At 65.8% G+C, this 13,567-nt stretch carries 10 protein-coding genes; 7 read left to right on the forward strand and 3 right to left on the reverse strand.

Annotated features, from left to right (window positions below):
- Positions 1 to 125: 125 nt before the first annotated feature.
- A complete protein-coding gene (locus NKJ67_RS18485; protein ID WP_352582253.1) occupies positions 126 to 2,120 on the reverse strand; it encodes a transcriptional regulator in 1,995 nt (664 codons plus the stop codon).
- A 254-nt stretch (positions 2,121 to 2,374) separates the two neighbouring features.
- On the opposite strand from NKJ67_RS18485, the gene cysK reads away from it, so the two are divergent.
- The 7 genes from cysK to NKJ67_RS18520 all read left to right on the forward strand — a co-directional run bounded on the left by cysK (position 2,375) and on the right by NKJ67_RS18520 (position 11,167).
- Positions 2,375 to 3,463, forward strand: coding sequence for a cysteine synthase A (gene cysK / locus NKJ67_RS18490; RefSeq protein ID WP_127331304.1), 1,089 nt, complete (start codon positions 2,375 to 2,377; stop codon positions 3,461 to 3,463).
- Between the two features lie 13 nt (positions 3,464 to 3,476).
- A complete protein-coding gene (locus NKJ67_RS18495) occupies positions 3,477 to 4,964 on the forward strand; it encodes a pyridoxal phosphate-dependent decarboxylase family protein (protein ID WP_352582255.1) in 1,488 nt (495 codons plus the stop codon).
- A 49-nt stretch (positions 4,965 to 5,013) separates the two neighbouring features.
- The gene (locus NKJ67_RS18500) at positions 5,014 to 5,370 is read left to right on the forward strand and encodes a hypothetical protein (RefSeq protein WP_127318989.1); all 357 of its coding nucleotides are present in this window, start codon (positions 5,014 to 5,016) and stop codon (positions 5,368 to 5,370) included.
- Between the two features lie 125 nt (positions 5,371 to 5,495).
- Complete coding sequence (locus NKJ67_RS18505) at positions 5,496 to 5,867, forward strand: hypothetical protein (RefSeq protein ID WP_027040247.1); 372 nt, start codon at positions 5,496 to 5,498, stop codon at positions 5,865 to 5,867.
- 114 nt (positions 5,868 to 5,981) lie between these two features.
- Positions 5,982 to 6,608, forward strand: a complete 627-nt coding sequence (locus NKJ67_RS18510; RefSeq protein WP_352582258.1) for a CDGSH iron-sulfur domain-containing protein — start codon at positions 5,982 to 5,984, stop codon at positions 6,606 to 6,608.
- A gap of 249 nt (positions 6,609 to 6,857) precedes the next feature.
- Positions 6,858 to 8,900, forward strand: coding sequence for a hydantoinase/oxoprolinase N-terminal domain-containing protein (locus NKJ67_RS18515; protein ID WP_352582260.1), 2,043 nt, complete (start codon positions 6,858 to 6,860; stop codon positions 8,898 to 8,900).
- Between the two features lie 98 nt (positions 8,901 to 8,998).
- Positions 8,999 to 11,167 (forward strand): malate synthase G, encoded by a 2,169-nt coding sequence (locus NKJ67_RS18520; RefSeq protein ID WP_352582262.1) that lies wholly within the window; start codon positions 8,999 to 9,001, stop codon positions 11,165 to 11,167.
- Positions 11,168 to 11,213: 46 nt separating this feature from the next.
- On the opposite strand, the gene NKJ67_RS18525 is transcribed toward NKJ67_RS18520, so the two are convergent.
- Positions 11,214 to 11,753 carry a J domain-containing protein gene (locus NKJ67_RS18525; protein ID WP_352582264.1) on the reverse strand — a complete coding sequence of 180 codons (540 nt, stop codon included), beginning with the start codon at positions 11,751 to 11,753 and terminating at the stop codon, positions 11,214 to 11,216.
- A 185-nt stretch (positions 11,754 to 11,938) separates the two neighbouring features.
- Positions 11,939 to 13,471 carry a YifB family Mg chelatase-like AAA ATPase gene (locus NKJ67_RS18530; protein WP_127408270.1) on the reverse strand — a complete coding sequence of 511 codons (1,533 nt, stop codon included), beginning with the start codon at positions 13,469 to 13,471 and terminating at the stop codon, positions 11,939 to 11,941.
- Between the last annotated feature and the right edge of the window lie 96 nt (positions 13,472 to 13,567).

The raw sequence follows: 13,567 nt of genomic DNA on the forward strand, positions 1-13,567 counted from the left end.
TCACTTTGTCGGTCCCCCACGCGGTGACATAGCTGCAAACGGTTAAACAACTCCTTCCGACTTCGTTAACCCAGCGGAATTGAGGCGAAATTCCCAGGCGATCCCAGAGATGGCGATGCCAGGCTTCAGTTCAGCCCGATAAGCCTGGCGCCCTGCCGGAACAGCGCCACGGCGTCCGGCTCGAAGCGGAAGGTGCCGATGAAATCGTCGGCGCAATAGTCCGGCCTTGTCTTGCGAATGGCGGCGGCGAAGCCGCGCGCCTCGTCGAGCCGTCCGGCCAGCGCCAGGCAGTGCGCGGCGATCGCCAGTATGATGGCGTGGGCGTTGGGCCGCGCCGCCGCCTTCAGCGCCCATTCGGCCGCTTCCTCGAACTGGCCGAGCCGGACATGCGCCATGGCGCGTGCGCCCAGCATGCCGAACAGCAGCGGGTCGAACGGGCTGAGATGGCGCGAATGATCCGAAGAGCCTATCGCCGCTCGCGGGTCGCCCGACTGCGAATGCACGAAGGACAGCGCGTAGTGGCCAAGCGCGAAGTTGGGGCTGAGATCGACAGCCCGCTCGAGTTCGAGCAGCGAGCCGTCCTGCTCGCCGCGCAGCCACAGCGCCCGGCCCATCGCCCAATGCGCGGCCGGATTGTGGTCGTCGACCAGCAGGCTGTGTCCGGCGCTCTCGAAGGCCAGCGCGCTTTCGCGGTTGCGGTCGCCCCAGCGCTGGAAGGCGTTCTGCCAGTGGGTGAAGGACAGGCCAGCATAGGCGCGGGCAAAGGTCGGGTCGAGCTGCAAGGCCTGGGCAAAGAAATGCCGCGCCTGCTCGTTTTCCGCCTGGGTGAAGCGGTACATGTGCCAGAGGCCGCGATGATAGGCCTCCCAGGCGTTGAGCGAGCTGGGTGCCTTCAGCATGGCGCGGTTGCGCTCAACCGTTTCGATCTCGGCCGAGATCGAGGAGACGATGCTGTTGCCGATGTCGTCGAGCACGGAAAAGATGTCATCGGGCCTGCGCTCGAAGGTCTCGGCCCAGACGATCCTGGCGCTGCGCACCTCGATCAGTTCGACGCAGACGATGAGGCGGCCAGACGGGCTGCGCACGGTGCCGGTGGCGACATAGTCGACATTCAGCCGGCGGCCGGCATCCTCGGGCGCGATGTTCTGCTCTGCCAGCGCAAACACCGATCCGCGCGCGATGACGAAGAAATCCCTGAGCTTGGCCAGGCGGGTGATGATGTCGTGGGTGAAACCGTCGGCCAATCCGCCGCGCGTGCCGCCGCTCTCCTCGATAAACGGCATCACCGCCAGCGAAGCGTGGCTGGGCTCGACCGGGCCGGGTGCGGTGGGCGTGGTGGCCACCAGTGGCGATAGCGTGGACAGGCCGGCCGGCTGTGTCCGTAGCGAGGCTCCGGGCCGTTGTTCACGGATCGCCTGCCAGGCCGCGCGAAGCGGTGCGAAATCGAGCTCCTCCGACCGGAACAATCGCTCCGCCGAAGCCAGGTGCTGCTCTGCCGTGGCGACCTCGCCGCGCCCGGCCAGATTGGACAGCAGCGCCAGATGTCCGCGCGTGTCGAACGGCGCCAGTTCCACCCATGTGTCGAGATGGGCGATCGCCTCGTCACTATGCGCCGGCAGGCTCGCGACAAGCCGTTCCAGCACGGCGGCATGGCAAGCGCTGAAGCGGCGGCGCTGCGCGATCAGCCAGCTGTTGAAATGCGGGCTGCGCTCGAGCTCCAGCCCGTCGAGGAAATCGCCGGCAAACAGTTTGGCCAGCGCCCGCAAGCGGTCGACATCAAGGCTGCCCAGCCCTTGCGAGGCGGCCTTGCTCACCTCCAGCGCATCGACCAGGCAGTCGCTCAGACCGAGTGCTACCGTGTCGCCCTGTGTCACGACCCGGTGTCGGCCCGGCGCGTCGAGTGCGCCGCGCAGCTTGCTCAGGCACCAGCGCAGCTCGCCCCTTGGATCGTTCGGCACATCCCACAGCAACTCGCACAGACGGCTGCGGCTGACAGGATGCGGCGCCAGCGCCAGATAGGCCAACAGAGCGCGCAGCTTGCGTGACGACGGCAACGTAACCGGCACATCATTGCGGGAGATCGCCAGCGTTCCGAGCAGGCGCACGGAAAGGACCGGCATGCCGCCGTCCGGCCTCGATCGGCTGGATTCCACGTGCGTTTCCACGCCTGCTCCCACGCTGGCCTGTCGGCCTCTCCTGTATCACCAAACACGACACGGCGCATCCGGCAGCGGATTTCAGCGCCGGATGCAGCCATTGCCGCTGTGCGGCATGTCAGTCCTAGCGCGGCAAGGTCACCAAACCTCGTCGCCCAACCCGCCGGTTTGTAACCGGCCCGTGAAGACAAAACGCGATGACAATCAAGGAGACCAAGATGTTGCAGCAGCAGAAGATCAGAACCACGGCCGGGCGCGGCCGCTTGTTCGACAGCATTCTCGACACCGTCGGCGACACGCCGGTGGTGCGCATCAACAATCTCGGACCGGCCCACGCGACGATCTACGTCAAGGCCGAGTACTTCAATCCCGGCGCTTCGGTGAAGGACCGGCTGGCGCTCAACATCATCGAGGAGGGCGAGCGCAGCGGTGCGCTGAAGCCGGGCCAGACAGTTGTCGAGGCGACCAGCGGCAACACCGGCATTGGCCTCGCCATGGTCTGCGCGCAGAAGGGCTATCCGCTGGTCGTCACCATGGCCGACAGTTTTTCGGTCGAGCGCCGCAAGCTGATGCGCATGCTGGGCGCCAAGGTGGTGCTGACGCCGCGCGCCGAAAAAGGTTTCGGCATGTACAAGAAGGCGGTGGAACTGGCCGAGGCCAATGGCTGGTTCCTCGCCCGCCAGTTCGAGACGGCCGCCAATGCCGCCATCCACGAGGCGACGACGGCGCGCGAGATCGTCAATGATTTCGCCGGCTCGCGGCTCGATTGCTTCGTCACCGGCTATGGCACCGGCGGCACGGTGGTGGGCGTGGCGCGCGTGCTGCGCCGCGAGCGTCCGGAAACCCGCATCGTGCTCTCCGAGCCGGCCAACGCGCAGCTCATCGGCAGCGGCAAGGTGCAGCAGCGCGGCGCCGATGGTGCCCCGGCCGCCAGCCATCCAGCCTTCGAGCCGCACCCGATCCAGGGCTGGACGCCGGATTTCATCCCCAACGTGCTACAGGAGGCGATCGACACCAGCCTCTATGACGAGGTGATGCCGATCGCCGGACCCGAGGGCATCAAATGGGCCAGGGAATTGGCGCGGAAAGAGGGCATATTCACCGGCATTTCCGGCGGCGCCACCTTCGCCGTGGCACGGCAGGTCGCGGAGAAGGCGCCGGCCGGCGCGGTGATCCTGTGCATGCTGCCCGACACCGGCGAGCGCTACATGTCGACGCCGCTGTTCGACGGCATCGAGGCCGAGATGGACGCCGACGAGATCGCCCTGTCGCGCTCGACGCCCGGCTGTCAGTTTCCGGCGGCTTGACGGGAGATCTGGTATGGACGCCATGCAAGAAAGCCTCGGCCTGGTGGCCGAGGAAACGCTCGATCCCCCGGACTGGGCCGATGTGCAGGCCCTGTCGCACCGGGTCATCGACGATGCGGTCGATTATCTCCGCGATGTGCGCGACCGCCCGGTCTGGCGGGAGATGCCGGCCGATGTGAGAGAGGCCTTCTCGGCACCGCTGCCGCGTTCGCCGGCACCGCTTGCCGCCGTCTATGGCGAGGTCTCGCGCACGGTGATGTCCTATCCGATGGGCAACACCCATCCGCGCTTCTGGTCCTGGTATATGGGGTCGAGCAACTTCACCGGCGCGCTCGGCGATTTCCTGGCGGCCATCCAGGGCTCCAACCTCGGCGGCGGCAACCACGCGGCCGGGCTGATGGACAGCCAGGTGGTGAACTGGTGCAAGCAGATGCTGGGCTTTCCGGCTTCTGCCGGCGGCACGCTGGTCAGCGGCGGCTCGATGGCCAACATCATAGGGCTGACCGTGGCGCGCAACGTCAAGGCCGGCATCGACGTGCGCGAGCATGGCGTTGCTGCCATCGAGAAGCCGCTGCGCTTCTACGGCTCGGAGCAGATACACTCGTGCCACCGCAAGGCGATGGAGGCACTCGGCCTCGGCAACCGGGCACTGCGCCGCATCCCGACCGATAGCGGGCTGCGCATCGATATCGCTGCCTTGCGTGCGGCGATCACTGAGGACCGCGCAGCAGGGTTCAAGCCGGCCTGCGTCATCGGTACGGCCGGCACCGTCAACACCGGGGCGATCGACGATTTGCAGGCGCTTGCGAAGCTGGCACATGAGGAAGGCCTCTGGTTCCATGTCGACGGCTGCATCGGCGCGCTGATCGCCATTGCGCCTGAAAACGCGCATCGCGTCGCCGGCATCGAACGGGCGGATTCGGTCGCGCTCGATCCGCACAAATGGCTGCACGCCCCATTCGAGGTCGGCTGCGCCCTGGTCAGGGATGCCGCGGCGCATCGCCGGACCTTCGCGGTGACGCCGGAATATCTCGAATCGACGCCGCGCGGCCTTGCTTCCGGCGAATGGCTGCATGATTACGGCCTGCAGACGTCGCGCGGTTTTCGCGCGCTGAAGGTGTGGATGGCGCTGAAGGAGCACGGCGTCGAGAAATTCGGCCGCCTGATCGACCAGAACATTGCCCAGGCTGTCTATCTTGCCGGCTTGATCGAGGCCGCGCCACAATTGCAGCTGGCGGCGTCGCCGACCGTCAACATCGTCTGCTTCCGCTATCAGCCCGGTCTGACAGGCGAGGCTCTGAAGACGCTCAACACGGAGGTCATGCTGCGGCTTCAGGAACAGGGCATTGCGGCCCTTTCGGACACCACGGTGCATGGCGAGCACTGGTTGCGCGTGGCGATCACCAATCATCGCACACGGTGCGAAGATCTCGACCTTCTGGTGCATGAAACGGTGCGGCTGGGGCATGACATCGCAACGCAGGGTTCCGCGCCTTCCTAGTTGCGGGCAGGCATGCGATTCTGCCGCGATGATTCGGGAGATCCAGGCCGTGACGCTGTTTCGTATGGTTGCACTGGCGGCGCTGGTCTTCACCGCCTCGGCGCAGGCCGCCGACATGGCTTTCTTCGTGAAGAACCTGCGCAAGGAATCTGTCGCGGTCGAGCTGTTCAGCCGCGACCGTGAGACGGTCTGGCCGGGCAATGACAAGGTGTTCCTGATCGAACCCGAGTCGCAGAAATCCGTGCCGCTGTCCTGCAATCAGGGCGAACATATCTGCTATGGCGCCTGGGCCGACGGCAATGACAGCCTCTCGGCCGGCGTCGGGCCGGACAATGACCAGCCCTGCGACACCTGCTGCTTCATCTGCGTGGAACACTCGACCGAGACGATCGATCTGGTGCCGTAGAGCGCGGAAGTGTCGTTGGACCCAAATTAAGTCAGGGATCGCTTCGTCCGGTCCACTTCCGCGATTCAGCGCTGCATGCAATGGTCGCCCCGCGGCCGGGTGGGCCGCTTATTCGGGGGGTTATCATGTTTCATGCCTATGCGCGCCGCATGCTGGCCGCGCTGTCCTTCGTCATGCTGGTTGCGTCGGCGGCGCAAGCCGACGATGTCACCTTCGCCATCAAGAACAGCCACCCGAACGCCATGCGCGTCGAGCTCTACAGCCAGGATCGCGACTATGTCTGGCCAGGCGAGGACAAGGACTATTTCCTCGACGACGGCGAGACCAAGCAGCTGCCGATATCCTGCAACGCGGGCGAATCGATCTGCTACGGCGCCTGGGTCGATGGCGACGAGGGCACCTATTGGGGCGTCGGTCCCGGCAACACGGAAAAATGCGAGGATTGCTGCTACACCTGTAGCGGCGGCGAGACCGAGGAGATCGAACTGGTCCCCTGACCGGTTTGCCAGCTTGACGGTCTTCGGGCCGGAGCCATAGCCTGTGCAAATACCCAGCGCGCGCCGCCTCGAACTGTTCAGACGCGACGTGCTTCAGGCAAAAGGAGCCCAGCTATGGCCGGCATGGTCGAAAGCGACAAGATCGACGTCGGGTTTTCCGGCAAGCGCTGTGTCCACTCGCGCAACTGCGTGCTCGGCGATCCGCGTGTCTTCGTGCCCAACGCGCCGGGCCAATGGATCCATCCCGAGGCGGCCAGCGTCGAGAAGATCGTCGCCATCGCCGAAAGCTGCCCGTCGGGCGCCATCACCTATGTCAGGAAGGATGGCGGGCCGCAGGAGCAATCACCGGTGGTCAACACGGTGCGGCTGCGGGAAAACGGCCCGCTGGCGGTACACGCCGAGATCGTGCTCGACGGCGAGACTTCTTATCGTGCCACGCTCTGCCGCTGCGGCGCTTCGGAGAACAAGCCGTTCTGCGACGGCAGCCACAACAAATCCGGTTTTGCCGCCACCGGCGAGCCGCCGCTGAAGGACACGCTGGCGCTCGAAGCGAGGAACGGTCCGCTGAAAGTGACGCCGACCACCAATGGCCCGCTCAAGCTTGAGGGCAATCTCGAGATCGTCACCGGAACCGGCCATACGGTCGACCGTACGCAACGCGCCTTCCTCTGCCGCTGCGGCCATTCCGCCAACAAACCGTTCTGCGATGGGACGCACAAGAAGGTGGGGTTTGTGGGGTAGCTGCGATCTCCCTCCTTGAGGGGGAGATGGCCGGCAGGCCAGAGGGGGTCGTCTCGCGTAGAGCGCTGGCTTCCTCTTTCGCCTCGTATGAAGTCGCATCCAGTCGTGCCGACCCCCTCTGTCGCCTTTGGCGACATCTCCCCCTCGAGGGGGGAGATTACCCGTGGCCCAGCGCTCGCGGCTTTATCGCCCGCTCCGTATCGGCTAAGAGCAGGGACAAATAAATTGCCACCCGGACCGCCGCCAAAAATGACTGCCAAGACCAAGCCAAAGCCGCTGTTCCTCGGGATCGACACCGGCGGCACCTATACCGATGCCGTGCTGTGGTCTGAAACGGAAGGCCCGCAAGAAGGGCCGAACAAGGGCAAGGTGTTGGCCAAGGCCAAGGCGCTGACCACAAGGCATGATCTTGCCGTCGGCATTTCCGGCGCCGTCGATGCGGTGCTGCAGAAAGCCGGAACCGATCCGGCTCATATCAAGCTGGTGTCGATGTCGACGACGCTTGCCACCAACGCGCTGGTCGAGGGCCAGGGCGGCCGTGTCGCGCTGGTGATGATCGGCTTTTCCGAGGGCGACCTCGCCCGCGACGGGCTGAAGGCCGCGCTGGGCACCGATCCGGTGGTTTTTTGTCCGGGCGGTCACGACGTGCATGGCAATGCCGCCAGGCTCGACCTGTCTGGGCTGGAAGCGATGCTGCCGGAACTCGGCGCGTCGGTGTCCGGCTTTGCCGTCTGCGCCTATTTTGCCACCCGCAATCCGGCGCATGAGATCGCCGCCCGCGAGTTGATCCGCGAAAAGACAGGCCTGCCGGTCACATCGAGCCACGAGTTGTCGGCCAAGCTCGGCGGCCCGCGCCGGGCGCTGACCACTTTGCTCAACGCCAGGCTGATCTCGATGATCGACCGCCTGGTGGCGGCAACCGAAGGTTTTCTTGGAGAACGCAACATCGCAGCCCCGCTGATGGTGGTGCGCGGCGATGGCGCGCTGGTTTCGGCCGCGTTTGCCCGCCAGCGGCCGATCGAGACCATCCTGTCCGGCCCGGCCGCCAGCCTGGTCGGCGCCCGCCACATGACCGGGCTCGACAATGCTGTGGTCTCCGATATCGGCGGCACCACAACCGACGTCGCCGTGCTCGATGGCGGCCGTCCCAGGCTCGATCCGGAAGGCGCCACCGTCGGCGGCTTCCGCACCATGGTCGAGGCTGTCGCCATGCGCACCTTCGGCCTCGGCGGCGATTCCGAAGTGACGCTGGAGGACGGCGCGCTCAACCCGAAGATCCTGCTCGGGCCGCGCCGCCTGGTGCCGCTGGCGCTGGCCGGCATGGCGCATGGCAGCGCCGTCACATCGGAACTCGAGCGCCAGTTGCGGGCGCCCAATCCCGGCCGCATGGACGGCCGCTTCGCGGTGCGCACCGGCGTGCCGGACCGGCTCGCCGCCGGCCTGACCGGCGCCGAAGCCAAGCTCTACGAGCTGATTGGTGCCGTGCCGCTCGCCGTCGACAGGCTTTTGACCTCGAACGCGCAGAACGCGACGCTGAACCGGCTTGTGTCGCGCGGGCTGGTGCATGTCGCCGGCTTCACCCCATCGGACGCCGCCCATGTGCTCGGCAAGCAGGCGAACTGGGATCCCATCGCCGCGCGCCTCGGCGCCGAACTGTTCGCCCGCAAGCGTGACGGCCGTGGCCAGAACATCGCTGCTTCGCCGGAAGCGATCTCGGAACGGGTGCTGGTGACGCTGACGCGCTGGTCGGCCGAATATATCCTCGAAACCGCCTTTGCCGAGGATGGGCTCGATGGCGCGTCGACGGTGGCGCACGCCCTGGTGCAGCGCGCGGTCGACGCGCATCCCGGCATTGCCCGCCTGAGCGTTGCGCTCGACCGCCCGGTCATCGGCCTCGGCGCCTCGGCGCCGCTGCACTATGCCGGGCTGCCGCCGCTGATCGGCAATGACTGCGTGGTGCCCACGGATACCGATGTCGCCAACGCGCTCGGCGCCGTCGTCGGCCAGGTCAGGGTTTCGGCCGAGGCGCGGGTCAGCCAGCCCATGGAAGGGCTGTTTCGTCTCGCCTCGGGCGAGACCGTGCGCGATTTCCTCGACGAGGCGGCAGCGATCGCGGCGGCCGAGGCCGATGTCCGCGCCATCGTCGCGGAGCGCGCCAGGGATGCCGGCACCGACAGCGCCGAGATCGACGTCGCCACCGAATTCCGGGTCTCGACCGTCGAAGCCCAGCGCATGTTCATCGAGGCGCATGTCGTGGCCGTGGCCTCGGGAAGGCCGCGCATTGCGGTTTGAGCGGGGCGGCGAAATACGCCACCTTCACCCTAAGCTGAATTGACCCGGCAAACCTGACATGCCAAAGGCCCGCAAAGCCTTTCATCTGGAGTAGCCTGATGACCGACCGCATCGAGATCGCCGGATTGCGGATTGCCCGCGAGCTGCATGAGTTCGTGGCCAGGGAAGCGCTGCCGGGCACGGGGATCGAAGCGGACGCCTTCTGGAACGGTTTTTCGGCCATTGTCCATGATCTGGCGCCGAAGAACCGGGCGCTGCTGGCAAAGCGCGACGCCGTCCAGGAACAGATAGATGGCTGGTATCGCGATCATGGCGCGCCGGTCGACATGGAGGCCTATAAGGGCTTCCTGAAAGAGATCGGCTACCTCGTTCCCGAAGGCCCGGCCTTCAGCGTGTCGACCGAGAATGTCGACCCGGAAATCGCTGATGTTGCCGGACCGCAGCTGGTCGTGCCGGTGATGAATGCGCGCTATGCACTCAACGCCGCCAATGCGCGCTGGGGTTCGCTCTACGACGCGCTCTACGGCACCGATGCCATCCCCGAAACGGATGACGCCGAAAAGGGCAAAGCCTTCAATCCGGCGCGCGGCGCCAAGGTCGTTGCCTGGACGAAGACCTTTCTCGACGAGGCTGCCCCGCTCACCCTGGGCAAATGGGCCGGCGTGAATGGTCTGTCGCTGGCGCAAGGTGCCTTGCGGCTGAGCGCCGGCGCCGGCTCGACGACGCTGGCCGACCCCAGGCAATTCGTCGGCTATCGCGGCGATGCCGCCAATCCCGATGCCGTGCTGCTTGTGCGCAACGGCCTGCACATCGAGATCGTCATCGACCGCAACAACCAGATCGGCCGCACCGATCCGGCTGGCATCGCCGATGTCATCCTGGAATCGGCGCTGACCACCATCCAGGACTGCGAGGATTCGGTCGCGGCGGTGGATGCGCCAGACAAGGTCGTCATCTATCGCAACTGGCTAGGCCTGATGAAGGGCGATTTGGCGGAAGAGATCACCAAGGGCGGCAAGAGCTTTGTCCGCAAGCTCAATCCCGACCGCTCCTACACGACGCCCGCCGGTGGCACGCTGACCGTGCCCGGCCGCTCGCTGATGCTGGTCAGGAATGTCGGCCACCTCATGACCAACCCGGCGATACTGGATCGCGACGGCAACGAGGTTCCGGAAGGCATCATGGATGCGGCGATGACGGCGCTGATCGCGCTGCACGATGTAGGGCCGAACGGCCGCCGCGCCAATTCCCGCGCGGGCTCGATGTATGTCGTGAAACCCAAGATGCATGGGCCCGACGAAGTCGCTTTCGCCGTCGAGATATTCGACCGCGTCGAAGCGCTGCTCGGCATGGCCAGGAATACCATCAAGATGGGCATCATGGACGAGGAGCGGCGCACCACCGTCAACCTCAAGGAGGCGATCCGCGCCGCAAAAGAGCGCGTCGTGTTCATCAACACCGGCTTCCTCGACCGCACCGGCGACGAGATCCACACCTCGATGGAAGCCGGCCCGATGATCCGCAAGGGCGACATGAAGCAGGCCGCCTGGATTTCCGCTTACGAGGCGTGGAATGTCGACATCGGGCTGGAATGCGGCTTGGCCGGCCACGCCCAGATCGGCAAGGGCATGTGGGCGATGCCCGATCTGATGGCTGCCATGCTGGAACAGAAGATCGCCCACCCCAGGGCCGGCGCCCACACCGCCTGGGTGCCGTCGCCGACGGCGGCGACGCTGCATGCCACGCACTATCACAAGGTCGATGTCCACGCCGTGCAGGCGGCGCTGAAGAACCGGCCGAAGGCCAGGCTCGACGACATCCTGTCGGTGCCGGTCGCGGTGCGGCCGAACTGGTCGCCCGAGGACATCCAGAAGGAACTCGACAACAACGCGCAGGGCATTCTTGGCTATGTCGTGCGCTGGATCGACCAAGGCGTCGGCTGCTCGAAAGTGCCTGACATCAACGATGTCGGCCTGATGGAAGACCGCGCCACGCTGCGTATTTCCTCACAGCACATCGCCAATTGGCTGCACCACGGCGTGTGCAGCGAGGACCAGGTGATGGCGACGATGAAGCGCATGGCTGACATCGTCGACCGCCAGAACGAGGGCGACCCGCTTTACCAGCCGATGGCGGCTGACTTTGACAAGTCGATAGCCTTCCTCGCCGCCTGCGACCTGGTCTTCAAGGGCCGCGTCCAGCCCAACGGTTACACCGAGCCGGTGCTGCACGCGCGGCGGCTGGAACTGAAGGCGCAGCAGGGCTGAGCAGGCACAAGCGGCCGGCGGCCTGGCTTCCTCCGGAGGTGAGGCGTCAGGGAGCTGTATGGTCCAGGAGCCGGATGGTGGGATCGCGACGGTGTTCGGAGTTGACCCGATCGACGCCTTCCACCGTAATCGCGATCGTCCCGTTTTCCACTCTTGCTATCCAGCCCTTCGCTTTCAGATACCAGAGATGAAACTCGAGATGCTCTCGCGGACAATCTGACAGGCGTTCGAGCTCCACATCCCCGATACCGGGATTGCTGACGTCGTGCCGGCGCTTCGCGTAAAGCAGCGACAGCAGCCTGGCCTGGATCACGACATCCCGCTCGATGCCTTTGGTGTTGCTGGCTTCCTCGGTCAATTCACGGCGAAGGCCGGCATGGTCCCTGTACGCGATGTCGTATTGAGCGCGTTTGACCGGGTCCTTGAGGGTGTTGTGGGCTTCCACGATTTCACTGAAACGGGCTTCATCGCCGGTTTCGCGATTGTCTGGATGATAGCGCATCGCAAAATAGCGAAATATGCGCTCCAGCGTCTCCGAATTGGCGTTCGGGCTAACTTCCAAAACTTCGTAATAGTCGATGAACATAGCGGGCTCCCCGACCACAACCATATTCGCATTGTCTAAATAAGGAATGTCCAATGCGGAGACCAAGACCTTGGTCCGACGCCGCCAAGCGGACAATCAGGTCCGCGCCGATGATCGATTCCGCAGCGGCAGGATTGTGGCGTGATCGCGGAATGCAATGTGGCGAGGCCGGCTTGTCGGCGGACCTACGCCGCCTGCGCCATCCGCTCCGAGCTCATGCGGTAGGAGATCGCTTCGGCCAGATGGATGCGGCCGACGGTTTCGCTGGCGTCGAGATCGGCGAGCGTCCGCGCCACCTTCAGCACCCGGTGATAGGCCCGCGCTGAAAAGGCGAGCTTTTCGCTGGCGTCCTTGAGCAGCGACAGGCCGGCGGCGTCCGGCATAGCGATCTCTTCGATGACCGATGGCGCGCAATGCGCGTTGGTGGTGGCGCGGGTGGCGCCGAGCCGCTCGAAGCGCTCGCGCTGGATGGTGCGGGCGCGTGCCACGCGCAGCGCCACATCGGCACTTTTCTCCGCCCGGTCGGGCCGGATCAGGTCGCTGGCCGAGACCGCCGGCACTTCGATCCTGAGATCGATGCGGTCGAGCAGCGGACCCGAAATGCGCGCTTGATAGTCGGTACGGCAACGCTCGCCGCGCAGGCAGCGATAGCCCGGCTCGCCGGCCATGCCGCAGCGGCACGGGTTCATCGCCGCCACCAGCTGGATGCGCGCCGGATAGGTGACGCGATGGTTCGCCCGCGCGATCATGCAGTCGCCGGTCTCCAACGGCTGGCGCAGCGCATCGAGCGTCTGCGGCGTGAACTCGGGAAACTCGTCGAGGAACAGCACGCCGTGATGGGCCAGCGACACCTCGCCCGGCCGCGCGCGGATGCCGCCGCCGACCATCGCCGCCATCGAGGCCGAGTGGTGCGGCGCGCGGAACGGCCGCCGGTCGGTCAATTTGCCTTCGCCGAGTTCCCCCGCCACCGAGGCGATCATCGAGACTTCGAGCAATTCCTTCGGCGCCAGCGGCGGCAAGATCGACGGCAGCCGCTGCGCCAGCATCGATTTGCCCGAGCCCGGCGGCCCGATCATCAAGAGATTATGCCCGCCGGCCGCCGCCACCTCCAGCGCCCGCTTGGCGGTCTCCTGGCCCTTGATGTCGGCGAGGTCGGGCAAATCCAGCGCGGCGGCATGAATGCCGGCCTCGGGGCGCGACAGCACCTGCGTGCCGCGAAAATGATTGGCGATGGCAATCAGGCTGCGCGGCGCCAGAATGTCGAAATCCTTTCCAGCCCAGGCCGCCTCCGGTCCGCAGGCGAACGGGCAGATCAGGCCCTTGCCCTCGGCATTGGCGGCGATCGCCGCCGGCAAGGCGCCGGCGACCGCGGCAATCGTGCCGTCGAGCGACAATTCTCCAAGCACGACATAGCCGGCCAGCATGTCGCCCGGAATGGCGCCAAGGGCAGCCATCAGGCCAAGCGCGATCGGCAGGTCGTAGTGGCTGCCTTCCTTCGGCAGGTCGGCCGGCGCCAGATTGACCGTGACTTTCTTCGACGGCATCGACAGGCCGGAAGCATGCAGTGCGGCCTGCACCCGCTCGCGGCTTTCGGCCACCGCCTTGTCGCCCAGGCCGACGATGTGCATGTTGACCTTGCCGGGCGCGATCATCACCTGCACGTCGACCGGCACGGCCTCGATGCCCTGGAAAGCGACCGTGCGAACCCGCGCCACCATCGTGCAACCCCAATTCAGGCTGGCCCCAGCCCCTGCGATCAGGCCAGGAATGGCCCCGTAGGGCAGACAATCACACTTCAACGGTCAAATCAAGAA

This window comes from Mesorhizobium sp. M0088, from assembly GCF_040322895.1.
In the GTDB taxonomy this organism is placed as follows: Bacteria; Pseudomonadota; Alphaproteobacteria; order Rhizobiales; family Rhizobiaceae; genus Mesorhizobium.

Coding starts and splice junctions, on each gene's coding strand:
- NKJ67_RS18525 (WP_352582264.1), bottom strand. CDS start 11,753: ATGTTCATCGACTATTACGAAGTTTTGGAAGTTAGCCCGAACGCCAAT.
- NKJ67_RS18520 (WP_352582262.1), top strand. CDS start 8,999: ATGACCGACCGCATCGAGATCGCCGGATTGCGGATTGCCCGCGAGCTG.
- NKJ67_RS18485 (WP_352582253.1), bottom strand. CDS start 2,120: ATGCCGGTCCTTTCCGTGCGCCTGCTCGGAACGCTGGCGATCTCCCGC.
- NKJ67_RS18515 (WP_352582260.1), top strand. CDS start 6,858: ATGACTGCCAAGACCAAGCCAAAGCCGCTGTTCCTCGGGATCGACACC.
- NKJ67_RS18505 (WP_027040247.1), top strand. CDS start 5,496: ATGTTTCATGCCTATGCGCGCCGCATGCTGGCCGCGCTGTCCTTCGTC.
- NKJ67_RS18510 (WP_352582258.1), top strand. CDS start 5,982: ATGGCCGGCATGGTCGAAAGCGACAAGATCGACGTCGGGTTTTCCGGC.
- NKJ67_RS18530 (WP_127408270.1), bottom strand. CDS start 13,471: ATGGTGGCGCGGGTTCGCACGGTCGCTTTCCAGGGCATCGAGGCCGTG.
- NKJ67_RS18495 (WP_352582255.1), top strand. CDS start 3,477: ATGGACGCCATGCAAGAAAGCCTCGGCCTGGTGGCCGAGGAAACGCTC.
- cysK (WP_127331304.1), top strand. CDS start 2,375: ATGTTGCAGCAGCAGAAGATCAGAACCACGGCCGGGCGCGGCCGCTTG.